Here is a 15,487-nt window from a genome sequence, read left to right on the forward strand (position 1 = left end):
TGGGTGAATGAGCACCCAGTCTCCGACGCCTCAATCCCGTCCGTCCACCACCGGGCACAACCACAATGCGCAGGGCCAAAGCCTGGAACAAGCACTCCAACAGGCCGCCTTCTACCCGCGGATGGTGGCAGACGTCGTCGACGACGCTTTGGACGGGCGTGAGTGCCTCTCCCACCTGGTCCACCTGGAGACCCACTTTGACCGTGCCGAGGTCCGGCGCCACATCACGGTACTGGTGCTCACCGAGGACATGCTGGTGATTACGCATGTTGACGACCAGCAGTTGGACGAGGCCGGCGAGCAAATCGTGGCCCAGGTGTCCACTGAGTCCGTGCCGGTCTCCCAGATCCGCTCCGTGGTGCTCAGCTACATGTATTCCCAGCCGCAGAACTACAAGTCGTCCGATCCCGTCCGGGAAATGACTGTGTCCATAGCCTGGTCCGGCGGCCAACGGCTGGACATGGGACCCGCCAGTTGCGGTGATCCGCAGTGCGAGGCCGATCACGGGTACACCGGCACCATTGCCCAGGAAGACATCGTCCTGCGCATCAGTGCCGAAGCCGACGGTCTCCAGGCTGTTCAGGATGCCAAGCTTTTTGCCCGTGCCCTCCGCGCGGTCAACACGGGAAACCCGGCGCCCGTCCAACACGCCACCATTCCCGCGCCCAGGCCCCGTTCCGGCGTATTCAGCAACCGGCTGAGCCGCGGTCACCAGCGTTGAGCGATCCTGCGGACAACCACCCCGGCACTGCGGCAGGACAGGGGCCGGAGCTTCCGTCGCCTCCGCTGTACGGCAGTAAATCCATAGCGGAAGTCTTCACAAGCTCTGCCGCGGCCCTCGGCTTGCCGGGCTTCGCCAATCATCTTGGCCTGCCACCGGCACAGCGTATTTGTGTTGTGCTTGCCGACGGCTTGGGCCGGAACCTGCTCAAGCAGAAGTCGTCCCACACCCCGTTCCTGCGCTCCGTGCTGGCCCAGGGGCAGGGCAGCATCCCCACGTGGATTGACGCGGCTTTCCCCAGCACCACGGCAGCATCACTGGCCAGCCTGGGGACGGGCCTGCCGGCCGGGCAACACGGCATGGTGGGCTACGACGTCCTGGATCCCGCGCAGGACAAAGTGGTCAACCTCTTGGGGAACTGGGACGCACAGGTTGACCCCGCCCAGTGGCAACCCCATCCCACCGTGTTCGAGCAAGTGGCCTCAGAGCTTGATGTTGTGACTGTCAGCCTTCCCCAGTTCGGGAATTCACCCATGACGCAGGCAGCTCTGCGCGGCGGCCGCTTCATTGGGGGAAACAGCCTCCACGCGCGCACCGCCGCCGCCGCCGAGGCCATGTCCGCGGGAAACAAAACCCTGATGTACTTCTACGTCAATGAGTTGGACAAGGCGGGCCACCGGTACGGCTGCCAGTCCGACAGATGGGAACACCAGCTGGAAGAACTCGATTCCACGGTCAAGAGGCTCGCCGCCACACTGCCGCAGGGAACGTCCATCCTGCTCACGGGAGACCATGGCATGCTGGACGTGCCCGAATCCCAGCGCCTTGACTACTCCGCTGACGCGGCCCTGGTGGCCGGTGTACGGCATACGGCGGGCGAGCCGCGCATGGTGCACCTCTACCTGGAGCCCGACGCCGCAGCCGGGCACACGGAGGCCCTGCTGGCTGCCTGGCGCAAGCGCTTTGGCGAACGGATTTGGGCGTTCAGCAGGGATCAGGCGATCAGCGCCGGGTTGTTTGGCGACGTCAGCACTGAAGTCCGGCCCCGGATAGGCGATGTGATGATCGCCGCCCGGGACACGCTGGCTTTGTACGACACGCGCCGCGTGCGCCCCACGTCCCTGGAAGTGGTGGGCCAGCACGGCTCGCTGACCAAGGCAGAGCGCGAGGTGCCTTTCCTGCATTTCACCGCCGCCGGCAAAAAGGGCAAGCGTGGCTGAACTGATTTTCTTTTCGGGCACCATGGACTGCGGTAAGTCCACGCTTGCCCTGCAGATGGATTACAACCACCGGGCCCGCGGTCGTGGGGGATTGCGGTTCAGCTGCAACGACCGCGCAGGGGATTCCACCATCTCCAGCAGGCTGGGCCTCCAGACCGATGCCGTGGAAGTGGAGGACACCACCGATTTTTGGGAAGAAGTGGTGGTTCGGCGCACCAGTGGACTCCGAGTGGATTACCTTATCTGCGACGAAGCCCAGTTCTACACGCCCCCACAGGTTGAACAGCTGGCCCGCGTGGTGGATGAGATGGACGTGGATGTCTTCGCGTTCGGCATCACCTCGGACTTCCGGACCAGGTTGTTCCCGGGCTCCCAGCGGCTCATTGAACTGGCAGACAAAGTCCAGGTGCTGCAGGTTGAGGCATTGTGCTGGTGCGGCCGGAGGGCTACCCAGAACGCCCGCACGCTCAACGGCATCATGGTGGTGGAGGGTGAACAGGTCATGGTGGGGGACGTCGCGCCCGGCGCCGCTGATCCGGGAACCGTGGGCTATGAAACGCTGTGCCGCCGGCACTATATGCGCAGGGTCACCGCGCATGGTGCCAATGTGATGGCAGCGGGCGCAGACCAGCCGTTGCCTTTCGACATCGACGCCTGTTTGTGGCCGGGGGCCAGCTAGTCTCCCCGGGCTCCGAACACAATCTCATCCCAGCTGGGGATACTGGACCGCTTGGGCCTGGATGGCTGCCGTTCGGCAGGTGCTTCCCCTTCTTTTGACGCCGGGGCTTCCTTTGCGCCGGACGTGGGGGTGTCGTCGGACGGCGATCCATCCCCTGCGTCTCCCGCAGATGCCGTGTCCTCGGTGGGCGCCGCTTCGGTGGGCAACGCTTGGGTGGATCCGCCGCCCAGGAGCTCATCCAAGCCCGCAGGCTTACGGCCTGCCAGCGAGGTCACCGGGCGCAGCGGACTGGCCACTACTGTGATTTCCCGGGTTTCGGTGCTGACTCCGTTATGAAGCTTCAGGGCATCGTCAGGTTCGTCATCGTGATGCCGTGGCGCCAGGCTTAGCCTCGACAACATGGAGTGACGTTCCTTCCGGCCCGTTTCTTCGGCCGCTGGTGCAGCTTCTTGTTCCTCGGGTTCGGTTGCATCACTTACTGCAGCCTGCTCGTCGCCGGGCCGCGGATGCGCAGCAGGGACGTTGCTCAATAAAACAGCCAGGGCATCGTCGGCGTCCTCGTCCACGCCCAGCCGCTGCCCGCGGCGGGAGCGGAGCATTTCCAACAGGCTGTCCGAGTCCTTGGCGGCAGTCCGTGCTGCGGACTCGGCATCGCTCTCAATGTCGAAAGGCCGGTCGGAGACCGCTGCCAGCCTGCGGGCCGGAACCGGTCCGTCCAAAGGCTCCAGCTCGCTGAGTTGCTGCGCCCAGCGGTTGGCGTTCTGAAGGGATTTGCGTTGGGGGCTGAAAGTCCACATGGCGGGTGGTTCCTCGCCGATGCTGCCGTGGGTGCCTTGCGCTTCCTCGAAACGCGCGACGACGGTCCACGAACCGTCCGGACGGCGCCAGGAATCCCATTCCACCGTGGAGGTATCGATGCCGTGGGCGGAAAGACGGTGGTCCACCATGTCGCCGAGAGTGGCAGGAGCGTCCCCAAAAGCTGATCGGTACATGTCCTGTCCACCGGCGGGTGAGGCCACCTCGATGGCCCGCGCCTGGCGGACCACGTACTCGCGCTCAGCCAGGACGGGTCCTTCATAACGCTGGACGTTGGCCAGGGGGAGCCCGGACAACTCAGCGACTTCCGCAGCGGTTGCGCCGCTGCGGATCCTGGCTTGGATGTCCCGCGGGGACATAACAATGGGGGTATTGGACGCCCGTGCCGCCACTTGGGCAGGGGTCCGGCTCGCTGCAGCCCGGAGGGCCTCGTCGATGGGGAGCTGGAACATGGCGCCACCAGGGCCGCTCAGGAGCAGATGTCCGCCATCGTCGTGGACGCCTACCAGTCGTAGATCCTGCATAACACCCTCCACCACATGGCATAACTGACAGTCGAAACTCTGCCACCAGCTGCGCTCTTTTCCTACTAGGTGCAAGGGCGTGCCGTGATATTGCCCCTGAAGTCTGGTGATCGTGGGTTCGCCGGGTGCGCATACCTCTGGACAACCGCGTGGCATGGGAGGAAAATCTGGCCGATACCGGGCAGGGACCTGACAGTTATGGAGGAGGGAGCTGCACAATGGCTAAGGATTACGATGCGCCCCGCAAAACCGAAGAGGATGCCGGCGCGGACTCCATTGAGGAGCTGAAGACACGGCAGCCCGGGAAGCAATCACCGGCAGTTGACGTCGATGAAGCCGAACTGGCCGATGCCTTTGAATTGCCCGGAGCGGACTTATCCGGCGAGGAGCTCCTGATCCAGGTACTGCCTCCCCAAGCGGATGAATTCACGTGCTTCAACTGTTTCCTGGTCAAGCACAGGTCCCAGATGGCTGCCGAGCGTGGAGGACATTTGTACTGCCGGGAGTGCGAAAGCCAGGAGTGAAGCCCTTTACTTGGCGTTGGTCAACGCCGACACCAGTTCCTCCGGCCGGCGGGAGGAGGCCAGCCAGTACGGCGTGCGGTCTGCCGGATCGGTGATTTCAATCTTCACCACGGGGTCGATCCAGCCGCGGAAGCACATGTAGGCCAGTCCGTTCAGGCGGGGCCCGCGCTCCGCGGTGGCCTCGCCCTTCCTGAAAGCTTCTGCAGAGCCCACGAATTTGCGCTCGATGCTGGCCCTGCCCACCCGGACCGAGTCCTCAGTGACTGAGATCGTGGGGGTGGACAGCACCAACATGGTGGTCATGATGGCCAAGAGGGCAAGGGCGGCGATGATTCCGGCCGTGGCGCTGATGGGGCCGAACATGAGCAGTCCGGCGCTCGAAAGCCCCACCACAACAATCCAGATCCACACTGATGGCCACAGCTTTTCGCTGTACAGGACCCCCGGGGTGGAGGAAGAGTTCCGGGCAGGCACGGGGGAGGACTGGTCAGGCGTAGGCATGGCCCCAGCTTATCGGTCCATCGGGTGCCCCGTAGAATGGAGGACTGTGAGCAACGAGACCACAGCAATCAATTCCGAAGCAGCCGCGGCAGATGCCGCTGGCAGTGCTACCACCACGGCATATGGTGCCCCTACCTTGGCTGTCCAGCTGAAAATGCTCGACGACGGGCTGGAAGCACCCTCCTACGCGCACCCGGGCGATGCCGGTGCGGACTTGCGGGCCCGTCAGGACGTCTTCCTGGCTCCGGGTGAGCGGAAGCTGGTTCCTACCGGCGTCTCCATGGCCTTGCCTGACGGCTTCGTGGCACTCATCCATCCCCGTTCCGGACTGGCCACCAAGCACGGGCTGACGGTTGTCAACGCCCCGGGAACCGTGGATGCAGGCTACCGCGGTGAGATTGCCGTGACGCTCTTGAACACTGACCAAGAGCATGCCATTTCCCTCAAGCGCGGCGATAGAATTGCACAAATGGTGATCCAGCGCGTGGAGTACGCACGGTTCGTCCCCGTTGAGAACCTGGACGATTCTGTCCGCGGAGCCGGTGGCTTTGGTTCCACCGGTGGCTTCGGTGAACCGCATTCCCCGGCTGGTCGCTAGGACCGGTGGGCCATCCGCATTGCAGGTGTTCGGCCCGGTTGCGGTTTACTTGGGGATAGACCACTACTAAGGAGAAAATCCCATGCTTTTTGGGCGCGGCAAGAAGTCCAAGGACGAACAGTCGGAGACCTCCGGCACCACCGAAGAATCAGGTGCCACCGCCGAAAGCCAGGCGCCGGGTGACGGTGCTGTCCGCGGGGACTTCCGTCTTGACAAGGGTCCCTTGGACATTGACGAAGTAGAAGACCGGGACGGGTACGTCGATCTTGGTGCACTTCTCATTGCTCCTGCTGAGGGACTGCAGCTCAGGCTTGAGGTGGAAGAAGCCACGCAGCGCGTCGTGGCCGTCACGCTGGACCTGGAGGGTTCCAGCCTGCAGCTCCAGGCTTTTGCGGCGCCGCGTTCTGAAGGCTTGTGGGACGAGATCCGCGAGCAGATCACCCAGTCCGTGGTCAGCCAAGGTGGAGAAACCGAAGAGATCGCCGGAACCTTCGGTCCCGAACTGGTAGCCAAGCTGCCGGCGGAAGCGGCCGACGGCAGCAAGGGATTCCGGGCAGCGCGCTTCATGGGCGTCGATGGTCCGCGCTGGTTCCTCCGGGGAGTCCTCGGGGGAGCGGCAGCCCTGGAACGGGAGGCCGCAGCCAGCCTGGAAGAACTGTTCCGCCGGGTTGTGGTGGTGCGCGGGGACAACCCCATGCCTCCACGCGAACTCCTGCAGCTGCGCCTTCCCAAGGACGCTGCCGTACCGGGTCAGGGCAGCGCACCCCAGGAGGCGCCGGCCATGGAGCAGCCTGAGCGGGGTCCGGAGATCACGCAGATTGGCTGACCCGTCCAACCGCACGCCCCTGCCAGGTGAGGGGGAAGGCGTGCGGGACCTCCCGGCACGCGGCAGGGCGTCCTGCACGGGCTTCATCGAATCGGTGACGCACCAACCGCCCAGCCAGCAGCCGTTCTTCTCGGCCGTGGTGGTGGACGTCCTGCAACCCGGCGGCCAGAGTGCGGCTTCCACAAAGGGCGGCCGGAAAACCATGGATCGGCTCCGTGTGATCTGGCTGGGACGAACCCGTGTTCCCGGCATCGAGGCCGGGGTCCGGCTTCGACTCAACGGCATGGTCACGCAGGTGGATGGACTTCCCGCCATGTTCAATCCGCGTTACGAAATTCTTTCCCGTCAGGAGCACCTATGACCGCGGCCAATGGATCAGAACCCCAGGACAACGGCAGGCCCAGCGCCGGCTCCGGCCCGGGAATCCCTGAGCTGGCCGCAGGCTATGCGGAGAAAGCGGGTATCCAGCGCAACAGCGCCGGGCACGTGGACATGCTGAAGTCCGCGGGCGGCGTCCAAGGAGTCGCCGAAAGCATTGTCCCAGGGCTGGTATTCCTCATTGCTTTTACCGTTACCAAGGATCTGACACCGGCCCTTGTGGCAGCCCTGGCGTCGGCGGCAGTCTTTACCGTCGCCAGGCTCATCCAGCGGCGTCCCCTGACGCAGGCCCTGGCAGGTGTGGTCGGCGTCGGAATTTCTGCCTGGCTGGCAAACACCACGGGCAAGGCAGAGGACTTCTACGTCCCTGGGTTCTTCACCAACGGGGCCTACATTGTGGCCATGGTGCTCTCAATCGTCCTGAAGTGGCCCATTGCCGGACTCCTGTTCGGCTTTGTCCGCAACGAGGGCCTTGAGTGGCGCAAGGATCCAGTGCGGCTTCGCGCCTACCAACTGGGAACCTGGATTGTGGTGGCAGTGCTCGCTTTGCGCCTGGCGGTGCAGATACCCCTCTACTTCATGGGGGAAGAGGGGCTGACCGCGTTGGCCACCACCAGGTTGCTGATGGGGGCTCCGTTGTACATCCTGGGACTGTGGGTGGCGTGGTTGGTCACCAAACCGGCAACTCAGCCGTCGAAGCCGTCGTCCTCTGACAGCTGATCCGCGGCTCCTCCTGAAGCGTTCTCACCGTACTCGGAGGACGGCGAGAGCAAGGCCCTCAGGCCGTCCTCCGCGGCAATTGTGGTGACGAAGAACAGTTCATCCCCGCCGTCCAGGACATCATCACGGGTTGGGGTGATGGGCGCTTGGTCGCGGAGGATGGCCACCAGCGTCGAATCCTCGGGCCATTCGATGCCACCCACAGTACTTCCAATCACATGGGAGTCGTGGGGGACGGTGAACTCCACGATGGAGGCTACGCCGGTCTGCAGCGTCAGCAACCGGACAATATCACCGATTTCCACTGCTTCTTCCACCAGCGCCGTCATGAGCTGGGGGGTGTTGACGGCAACGTCCACGCCCCAGGAGTCATTGAACATCCAGTCGTTCTTGGGGTTGTTGACGCGCCCAACGGTGCGGCCCACGCCGAATTCGGTTTTGGCCAGCAGTGACACCACCAGGTTGACTTTGTCGTCACCGGTAGCGGACACCACGACGTCGGCGTCCTCCAGTTTGGCGTCCTGCAGGGTGCTGAGTTCGCAGGCATCGCCAACCAGCCACCGGGCACCCCGCAGGCCACTCCGGCCGATGACTTCCGGTTTCAGGTCGATCAGCAGGATCTGGTGCTTGTGGGCCAGGAGTTCCCTGGCAATGGACGAACCGACGCTGCCGGCGCCAACAATCACAACTTTCACTACATCTCCTTGGCGGGTGCTTTGGCGAGGATCCGGGTGGTCTCGGAGGTTCTGTCCAGGCTCACCATCGCGTGGACGGTGTCGCCTTCCTGGTAGGACGTACCGGTCTGGGGGAGCAGGCCTTCGCCGAACCGGGTGAGGAAAGCGATGCGGATCCCGGAGGCTGCTTCGATCGAGGAGATGCTGTGTCCGATCCAGGCCTCATGCAAATCAACTTCGGCCAGGACAAGCCGGCCGGAGGGCTCCCTGTAGTCGCCTGCCAGGTGCTGCTCAGGAAGGATGCGTCGGAGGACCTGGTCCGCGCTCCACCGCACGGCCGCCACCGTGGGAATGCCCAGGCGCTGGTAGATTTCCGCGCGGCCGGGATCGTAGATGCGGGCAACAACATGGCCCACGTGGAACGTCTCCCTGGCCACGCGTGTGGCCAGGATGTTGGAGTTGTCACCGCTGGAAACCGCAGCGAAAGCGTAGGCCTCTTCCACGCCGGCCTGCTTGAGGGTTTCACGGTCGAAACCGACGCCGGTGACCTTGCGGCCGGAGAAGGTGTTGCGCAGGCGGCGGAAGGCCCGCTCATCCTGGTCGATGATGGCCACTGAATGTCCGGCATCTTCCAATGTGTGCGCCAGGGTTGCACCAACACGCCCGCAACCCATGATCACGAAGTGAGCCACCGTGTCTCCTCATTTGTGTTGTCCGACCTGAACGATATGACTTTACCGCCGCTGCGGTGCACCGCAGGCCAGCGCCGTCATGACATCCCTGTGGATTCAGAGTAGCTTTGCGGAGTGCTGACAATTCTGAATGCCGCGAAGCGGGTTTTGGTGGGAAGGCCGGTCCGGAACGACCGCCTGGCCCATACCCTGTTGCCCAAGCGCATCGCTTTGCCCATCTTCGCCTCGGACGCGCTGTCTTCCGTTGCCTATGCTCCCGATGAAATCCTGCTCACGTTGGCCCTTGCAGGGGTGAGTGCAGTAGCCTTTTCGCCCTTGGTGGGCTTGGCTGTCATGGTGGTCTTGCTCACGGTTGTGGCGTCCTACCGCCAGAACGTCCATGCCTATCCTTCCGGCGGCGGCGATTATGAAATTGCCAACGTCAACCTGGGGAAGTACGCAGGCCTGACGGTGGCCTCGGCACTCCTGGTGGACTACGTCCTCACGGTTGCAGTCTCCATGTCCTCCGCCGCAGCCTATGTCACCACTGCCATCCCCTCGCTGCATGGACAGCAGGCCCTCATAGCCACCATTGGCGTGGTGATCCTGGCCTTGGTGAACCTTCGGGGGATCAAGGAAGCGGGCTCGGTCTTCGCCGTTCCCACCTACATCTTTATGGCGTCCATCCTGGGCATGACGGCAGTGGGCATCTACCAGTTCTTCACCGGGCAGTTGGGTGAGGCCCAATCCGCCAACTTTACGATCGTGCCGCAGTCCGGCTTTGATGAGGGCCTGGTGGGGCTTGCCGGCGCTTTCCTGCTTCTCAGGGCTTTCTCCTCAGGCGCAGCGGCACTGACCGGCGTGGAAGCCATCAGCAACGGCGTGCCCAATTTCCAGAAGCCCAAGAGCAAGAACGCCGCCACCACCCTGCTGCTGCTGGGCGCCATTGCCGCCGCGATGCTGGCCGGAATTCTCTTCCTGGCCAACGCCACCAAGGTCCACATTGTCCTTGACCCTGCCACGGAGTTCCTGGTTGACGGCAAACCGCTGCCCGAGGGCTACATCCAGAACCCTGCCATCAGCCAGATTGCCGACACCATTTTCGGTGCAGGCTCCATTCCGTTCTACATCGTGGTGGCCGCCACCGGTGTGATCCTTGTTTTTGCCTCCAACACGGCATTCAACGGCTTCCCCGTCCTGGGCTCCATTCTGGCCCAGGACGGCTATCTTCCCCGCCAACTCCGGACACGCGGAGACCGTCTCGCGTTCAGCAACGGCGTCCTTGCCTTGGCGGCGGGAGCGTTGGTGCTGATCCTTTCCTTCAACGCCGATGTCACCAAATTGATCCAGCTGTACATTGTGGGTGTCTTTATCTCGTTCACGGCCAGCCAGCTGGGCATGGTCCGGCACTGGGGGCGTGAACTGAAGCTGGCCCGCGACAAAGCTGTCCGCCGCCGGATGATCAAGTCCCGCACCATCAACATGGTGGGTTTCGGCATGACCGCACTGGTGCTGGTCATCGTGTTGATCACCAAGTTCGAACAAGGCGCGTGGATCGCCCTGTTGGCCATGTTCATCCTGTTCCTCATCATGTGGAGCATCCGCGCCCACTACGACAATGTGGCCAAGGAACTGGCAGTGGACGAGGACTCGTCCCCCAGGGCGCTGCCCACCCGGGTGCACGCCGTCCTCCTGGTCTCCCACGTCCGCAAGCCCGTCCTCAGGGCCTTGGCCTACGCCCGGGCTTCCCGGCCCTCGCGCCTGGATGCGATCACGGTGGACATCAACTCGGAGGAGACCGAACACACCGTCCGTGATTGGGAGAAACTGGAAATCCCCGTCCCGTTGACGGTGCTGGCCAGCCCGTACCGCGAGACGGTGACGCCCATCATGGATTACATCAAGAACATGCGCCGCGACTCTCCCCGGGACCTGATCGTTGTCTACATCCCGGAATATGTTGTGGGTAAATGGTGGGAACAACTGGTTCACAACCAGACCGCACTCAGAATCAAGACGAGGCTCCACTTTGAACCCGGAGTCATGGTCGCCAGCGTTCCCTGGCAGCTGAAATCGTCCGAAGAAGCAAAGGCACTGCAGGATACCTAAATGACCTCCCACAGCAATTCCCCCCATGCCCACGCCAGCGAGGGCCAGGGTGACCCCGGTTCGGAACTCGTGGTGGAGGTCGGTCCCATCGCCCATGGCGGCCACTTCGTCGCCCGCCATGAAGGCCGGGTCATCTTCGTCCGGCACGGCATCCCCGGCGAGAAAGTCCGGATCCGTTTGACCGACTCAGGCGACTCGTCGCGCTTCTGGCGTGCCGACGTCGTCGAGGTCCTTGAGGCCTCACCCGACAGGGTCAAGCACTTCTGGAAACCTGCCGATGCACTGTCCTCGTGGCACCGCGGCGGTCCGCCCGTGGGCGGCGCCGAGCTGGGGCACATTTCCCTGCCCCGGCAGCGGGAACTCAAAGCGGAGGTGCTGGCCGAACAACTCAAGCGGCTTGCCGGCGTCGAGCTCACTACCAGCGTGGAAGCTGTGGGGGAGTCCGACGACGGACTCGGCTGGCGTACCCGTGCCGGCTTTGCGGTCACTCCCCAAGGACGCTTGGGAATGCATGCGCACCGCTCGGATGTGGTGCTGCCCGTCAAGGACATGCCGTTGGCGCATCCGGGCATCAACGAGTTGAGGCTGTGGGACCTGGATCTGTCCGGGTTGGCTCGTGTTGAGGTCGCGGTACCGGCAAACGGCTCCCGTCCGTTGGTACTTCTCGCACCGCTGGAGGGAACCAGCCCCAAGAGGCTGCACAGCATCGTTTCCCAGCTGCCGCACGACGTGTCAGTGGCCAGCTTCGACCCCTCCAAGGGTGAGGTGCTGCAACTCCGCGGACGGACCTGGGTGCAGGAGACTGCGGCGGGACACCAATACCGGGTCACCGGTGAGGGTTTCTGGCAGATCCACAAGGACGCCCCGGACACCCTGGTCAGTGCCGTCAGCGGATACCTGGCTGACGGGGGTTACCTGCACCCGGGAGCGGCCGTAGCGGACCTGTACGCCGGAGCGGGACTCTTCACGGCGCCGCTGGCGGATGCTGTGGGCGAAACGGGCTCCGTACTGTCGGTGGAGGGTTCGCCCGGAACAAGCCGTGACGCCCGCAAGAATCTCCACGGCCAACCCCAGGTGGACATTGTCCAGGGGCGCGTGGAGAGGGTGCTTCATCAGAGCGAGCGTTCCTTCGATGCACTGGTCCTGGACCCACCCCGTGTGGGAGCAGGCAAGGCCGTGGTCAAGCAATTGATGGCAACAGGTCCCCGTGCAATCGCTTATGTGTCCTGCGATCCCGCCTCATTTGCGCGTGATCTGGGTTACTTCCAGAATGGCGGCTGGCAATTGAAATCGCTGCGGGCGTTCGATTTGTACCCCCATACCCACCATCTGGAAACTGTGGCACTGATCGTGCCGTCCACCTGACCCCGGAGGCCTTGCGCGCCGCTTGATGCGGGCAAGGCCGAGGGTTTCCACCTGCGGGGGTGCTGCACTCACGCAATGGACAGGTATGCCACTACGATGGCTTTAGTAGTCCCGCCCCGCGCAGTTCCGCACCGCGGACCGGGGTGACCAAGAGAAAGTGCCGCCCGGCTAAGTAAGGTGCGCCTAACTGGCTAGCGGCCAACCACGCGACAAAGATGAAACTGTTGCGAGAGGAGTCCTGCCATGAGCACTGTGGACAGCTTCGGTTCCAAAGGCGTACTGAATGTAGCCGGCACCGATTATGAAATTTTCCGGTTGAACTCCGTAGAAGGCGCAGACAGCCTTCCGTTCAGCCTTAAGGTATTGCTTGAAAACCTCCTGCGGACTGAGGATGGCGCCAATATAACGGCAGACCACGTCCGCGCCCTGGCCGGTTGGGATCCCAACGCGGAGCCCGATACGGAAATCCAGTTCACTCCGGCCCGAGTCATCATGCAGGACTTCACCGGCGTTCCCTGCATTGTTGACCTCGCCACCATGCGTGAGGCTGTGAAGGAACTTGGCGGCGACCCCACGCGCGTCAACCCGCTGGCTCCGGCCGAAATGGTCATCGACCACTCCGTCCAGATCGACGCTTTCGGCAACTCCGGCGCACTGGAGCGCAACATGGAGATCGAATACCAGCGCAACGGTGAGCGTTACCAGTTCCTCCGTTGGGGCCAGACCGCCTTCAACGACTTCAAGGTTGTCCCCCCGGGAACCGGTATTGTCCACCAAGTCAACATCGAGTACTTGGCCCGCACCGTCATGACCCGCGAGGTCGACGGCGTTCTGCGCGCCTACCCTGACACGTGCGTCGGTACCGACTCGCACACCACCATGGTCAACGGCCTGGGCATCCTGGGCTGGGGCGTTGGCGGCATCGAGGCTGAGGCAGCAATGCTCGGCCAGCCCGTTTCCATGCTGATTCCCCGCGTTGTTGGCTTCAAGCTCAAGGGCAGCATTCCTGCGGGCGCCACCGCTACGGACGTCGTGCTGACCATCACCGAGATGCTCCGCAAGCACGGTGTTGTTGGAAAGTTCGTGGAGTTCTACGGCGAGGGCGTTGCAGCTGTGCCGCTCGCCAACCGCGCCACCATCGGCAACATGAGCCCGGAATTCGGTTCCACGGCGGCCATGTTCCCCATCGACGACGTCACGCTCGACTACCTGCGCCTCACCGGCCGCTCCGAGGACAACGTGGCTTTGGTGGAGGCTTACGCCAAGGAACAGGGCCTGTGGCACGATCCTTCGCGTGAACTGCGCTTCTCTGAATTCCTCGAGCTGGACCTGTCCACCGTGGTTCCTTCCATCTCCGGCCCCAAGCGTCCCCAGGACCGCATTGAGCTCACCGATGCCAAGGAGCAGTTCCGCAAGGACATCCACAACTACGTCTCCATCGAAGACGGCAGCGTTGATGAATCCCTGGACGAGTCCTTCCCGGCGTCGGACGCACCGTCCTTCACCCATGCAGACTCGCACACCACCGAAACCAGCCGGGTCCTTTCGGCTGCCAACGGCGCGCACGGACGTCCGTCCGATCCCGTCAAGGTGACAACGGCCGATGGCCGCGAGTTCGAACTGGACCACGGTGCAGTGTCGATCGCATCGATCACCTCCTGCACCAACACCTCCAACCCTTCCGTCATGCTTGCGGCCGCCCTGCTGGCACGCAACGCCGTGGACAAGGGCCTCACCTCCAAGCCGTGGGTCAAGACCTCCGTGGCCCCTGGTTCGAAGGTTGTCACCGAGTACTACGACAAGTCGGGACTGACTCCCTACCTGGAGAAGCTTGGCTTCTACATTGTGGGTTACGGCTGCGCCACCTGCATCGGTAACTCCGGCCCGCTGGAATCGGAAATCTCCGAGGCCATCCAGGCCAACGACCTCTCCGTGACGGCTGTTCTTTCGGGTAACCGCAACTTCGAAGGCCGCATCAACCCGGACGTCAAGATGAACTACCTGGCGTCCCCGCCGCTGGTCATCGCCTACGCACTTGCCGGATCCATGGACTTCGACTTCGACACCGATGCCCTTGGCACCGACCCCGAGGGCAACGAGGTCTTCCTGAAGGACATCTGGCCGAACCCCACCGAGGTGCAGGAAGTCATCGACTCCTCCATCGACGAAGGCATGTTCGCCAAGGGATACGAGGGTGTCTTTGATGGGGACGATCGCTGGAAGGCGCTCGATACCCCCGCCGGCGATACTTTCGCCTGGGCAGAGGATTCCACCTATGTCCGGAAGCCCCCATACTTCGAGGGCATGAAGGCCCAGCCGGAGCCCGTACAGAACATCGAAGGCGCCCGTGTGCTGTTGAAGCTGGGCGACTCCGTCACCACGGACCACATCTCCCCGGCCGGCTCGTTCAAGTCGGATACCCCCGCCGGCCAGTACCTCCTGGCCAACGGTGTGGAGCGCAAGGACTTCAACTCCTACGGCTCACGCCGTGGCAACCACGAAGTCATGATCCGCGGTACCTTCGCCAACATCCGTATCAAGAACCAGCTTCTGGACGGCGTTGAAGGTGGCTTCACCCGCGACTTCAGCCAGGAAGGTGCTCCGCAGGCCTACGTCTACGATGCCGCACAGAACTACCAGGCCGCCGGCACGCCGCTGGTTGTCCTGGCTGGCAAGGAATACGGCTCCGGCTCATCCCGTGACTGGGCGGCCAAGGGTACGGCACTCCTGGGTGTCAAGGCTGTCGTCGCCGAAAGCTACGAGCGTATCCACCGCTCCAACCTGATCGGCATGGGTGTCCTGCCCCTGCAGTTCCCCGCAGGCGAGTCCGCAGCAACCCTGGGCCTCACCGGTACGGAAACGTTCGCCGTCGATGGCGTTACCGAGCTGAACAACGGCACCACGCCGAAGACGCTCAAGGTAACGGCAACGGGCGAAGACGGCTCGTCCAAGTCGTTCGATGCCGTCCTGCGCATCGACACCCCGGGCGAAGCCGACTACTACCGCAACGGTGGAATCCTGCAGTACGTTCTGCGTCAGATCTCCGCATAGTTGATCAGCTGCTTGCAGCTGACCAACCATGATTGACGGCCCCGGCCGGTCCCAGGACCAGCCGGGGCTGTCGCCGTTCCACGGTTCACCACCCTGCTTTTCGCTGGTGG

General features: G+C 63.4%; 15 protein-coding genes. 11 read left to right on the forward strand and 4 right to left on the reverse strand.

Features of this window, described 5'->3' with window-relative positions; genetic code table 11:
* Positions 1–7 precede the first annotated feature (7 nt).
* The 3 genes from JOE60_RS07790 to JOE60_RS07800 are packed head-to-tail and all read left to right on the forward strand — an operon-like array spanning position 8 to position 2,620.
* Entirely contained in the window at positions 8–721 is a 714-nt protein-coding gene (locus JOE60_RS07790) for a DUF5998 family protein (protein ID WP_167269027.1), read from the forward strand.
* Positions 718–1,941 carry an alkaline phosphatase family protein gene (locus JOE60_RS07795; protein ID WP_167269025.1) on the forward strand — a complete coding sequence of 408 codons (1,224 nt, stop codon included), beginning with the start codon at positions 718–720 and terminating at the stop codon, positions 1,939–1,941. Before JOE60_RS07790 ends, JOE60_RS07795 begins: the two co-directional genes overlap by 4 nt.
* A complete protein-coding gene (locus JOE60_RS07800; RefSeq protein WP_167269023.1) occupies positions 1,934–2,620 on the forward strand; it encodes a thymidine kinase in 687 nt (228 codons plus the stop codon). Before JOE60_RS07795 ends, JOE60_RS07800 begins: the two co-directional genes overlap by 8 nt.
* Here JOE60_RS07800 and sepH read toward each other — a convergent pair.
* On the reverse strand, positions 2,617–3,960 hold the full coding sequence (gene sepH, locus JOE60_RS07805) for a septation protein SepH (protein WP_204814872.1): 1,344 nt from the start codon (positions 3,958–3,960) through the stop codon (positions 2,617–2,619). The two genes, JOE60_RS07800 and sepH, sit on opposite strands and share 4 nt — an antisense overlap.
* A gap of 218 nt (positions 3,961–4,178) precedes the next feature.
* On the opposite strand from sepH, the gene JOE60_RS07810 reads away from it, so the two are divergent.
* Positions 4,179–4,484 carry a DUF4193 domain-containing protein gene (locus JOE60_RS07810; protein WP_167269018.1) on the forward strand — a complete coding sequence of 102 codons (306 nt, stop codon included), beginning with the start codon at positions 4,179–4,181 and terminating at the stop codon, positions 4,482–4,484.
* Positions 4,485–4,490: 6 nt separating this feature from the next.
* On the opposite strand, the gene JOE60_RS07815 is transcribed toward JOE60_RS07810, so the two are convergent.
* On the reverse strand, positions 4,491–4,985 hold the full coding sequence (locus JOE60_RS07815) for a DUF3093 domain-containing protein (RefSeq protein WP_167269015.1): 495 nt from the start codon (positions 4,983–4,985) through the stop codon (positions 4,491–4,493).
* Between JOE60_RS07815 and dut the strand changes: the two genes are divergently transcribed.
* From dut to JOE60_RS07835, 4 genes are all read left to right on the forward strand, one after another.
* The gene (gene dut / locus JOE60_RS07820; protein ID WP_167269013.1) at positions 4,984–5,583 is read left to right on the forward strand and encodes a dUTP diphosphatase; all 600 of its coding nucleotides are present in this window, start codon (positions 4,984–4,986) and stop codon (positions 5,581–5,583) included. The genes JOE60_RS07815 and dut overlap by 2 nt on opposite strands.
* A gap of 82 nt (positions 5,584–5,665) precedes the next feature.
* Positions 5,666–6,409 carry a DUF3710 domain-containing protein gene (locus JOE60_RS07825; RefSeq protein ID WP_167269011.1) on the forward strand — a complete coding sequence of 248 codons (744 nt, stop codon included), beginning with the start codon at positions 5,666–5,668 and terminating at the stop codon, positions 6,407–6,409.
* Positions 6,410–6,449: 40 nt separating this feature from the next.
* Entirely contained in the window at positions 6,450–6,770 is a 321-nt protein-coding gene (locus JOE60_RS07830; protein ID WP_167269008.1) for a hypothetical protein, read from the forward strand.
* A complete protein-coding gene (locus tag JOE60_RS07835) occupies positions 6,767–7,507 on the forward strand; it encodes a DUF3159 domain-containing protein (RefSeq protein WP_167269006.1) in 741 nt (246 codons plus the stop codon). The genes JOE60_RS07830 and JOE60_RS07835 overlap by 4 nt, the downstream gene beginning before the upstream one ends.
* Here the strand turns inward: JOE60_RS07835 and JOE60_RS07840 are convergent.
* Both JOE60_RS07840 and JOE60_RS07845 read right to left on the reverse strand, forming a co-directional pair.
* Positions 7,474–8,202, reverse strand: coding sequence for a potassium channel family protein (locus JOE60_RS07840; protein ID WP_167269004.1), 729 nt, complete (start codon positions 8,200–8,202; stop codon positions 7,474–7,476). The genes JOE60_RS07835 and JOE60_RS07840 overlap by 34 nt on opposite strands.
* The gene (locus JOE60_RS07845; protein WP_167269002.1) at positions 8,202–8,873 is read right to left on the reverse strand and encodes a potassium channel family protein; all 672 of its coding nucleotides are present in this window, start codon (positions 8,871–8,873) and stop codon (positions 8,202–8,204) included. The genes JOE60_RS07840 and JOE60_RS07845 overlap by 1 nt, the downstream gene beginning before the upstream one ends.
* Positions 8,874–8,987: 114 nt before the next feature.
* Here JOE60_RS07845 and JOE60_RS07850 point away from each other — a divergent pair, with 114 nt between their 5' ends.
* The 3 genes from JOE60_RS07850 (at position 8,988) to JOE60_RS07860 (ending at position 15,377) form a co-directional block, all read left to right on the forward strand.
* Positions 8,988–10,961, forward strand: a complete 1,974-nt coding sequence (locus JOE60_RS07850) for an APC family permease (protein WP_167269000.1) — start codon at positions 8,988–8,990, stop codon at positions 10,959–10,961.
* Positions 10,962–12,326, forward strand: a complete 1,365-nt coding sequence (locus JOE60_RS07855; RefSeq protein WP_167268998.1) for a class I SAM-dependent RNA methyltransferase — start codon at positions 10,962–10,964, stop codon at positions 12,324–12,326.
* Positions 12,327–12,569: 243 nt separating this feature from the next.
* Positions 12,570–15,377, forward strand: a complete 2,808-nt coding sequence (locus tag JOE60_RS07860) for an aconitate hydratase (protein ID WP_167268996.1) — start codon at positions 12,570–12,572, stop codon at positions 15,375–15,377.
* Positions 15,378–15,487: the final 110 nt, after the last annotated feature.

It is taken from the genome of Paenarthrobacter ilicis (assembly GCF_016907545.1).
Lineage (GTDB): Bacteria > Actinomycetota > Actinomycetes > Actinomycetales > Micrococcaceae > Arthrobacter > Arthrobacter ilicis.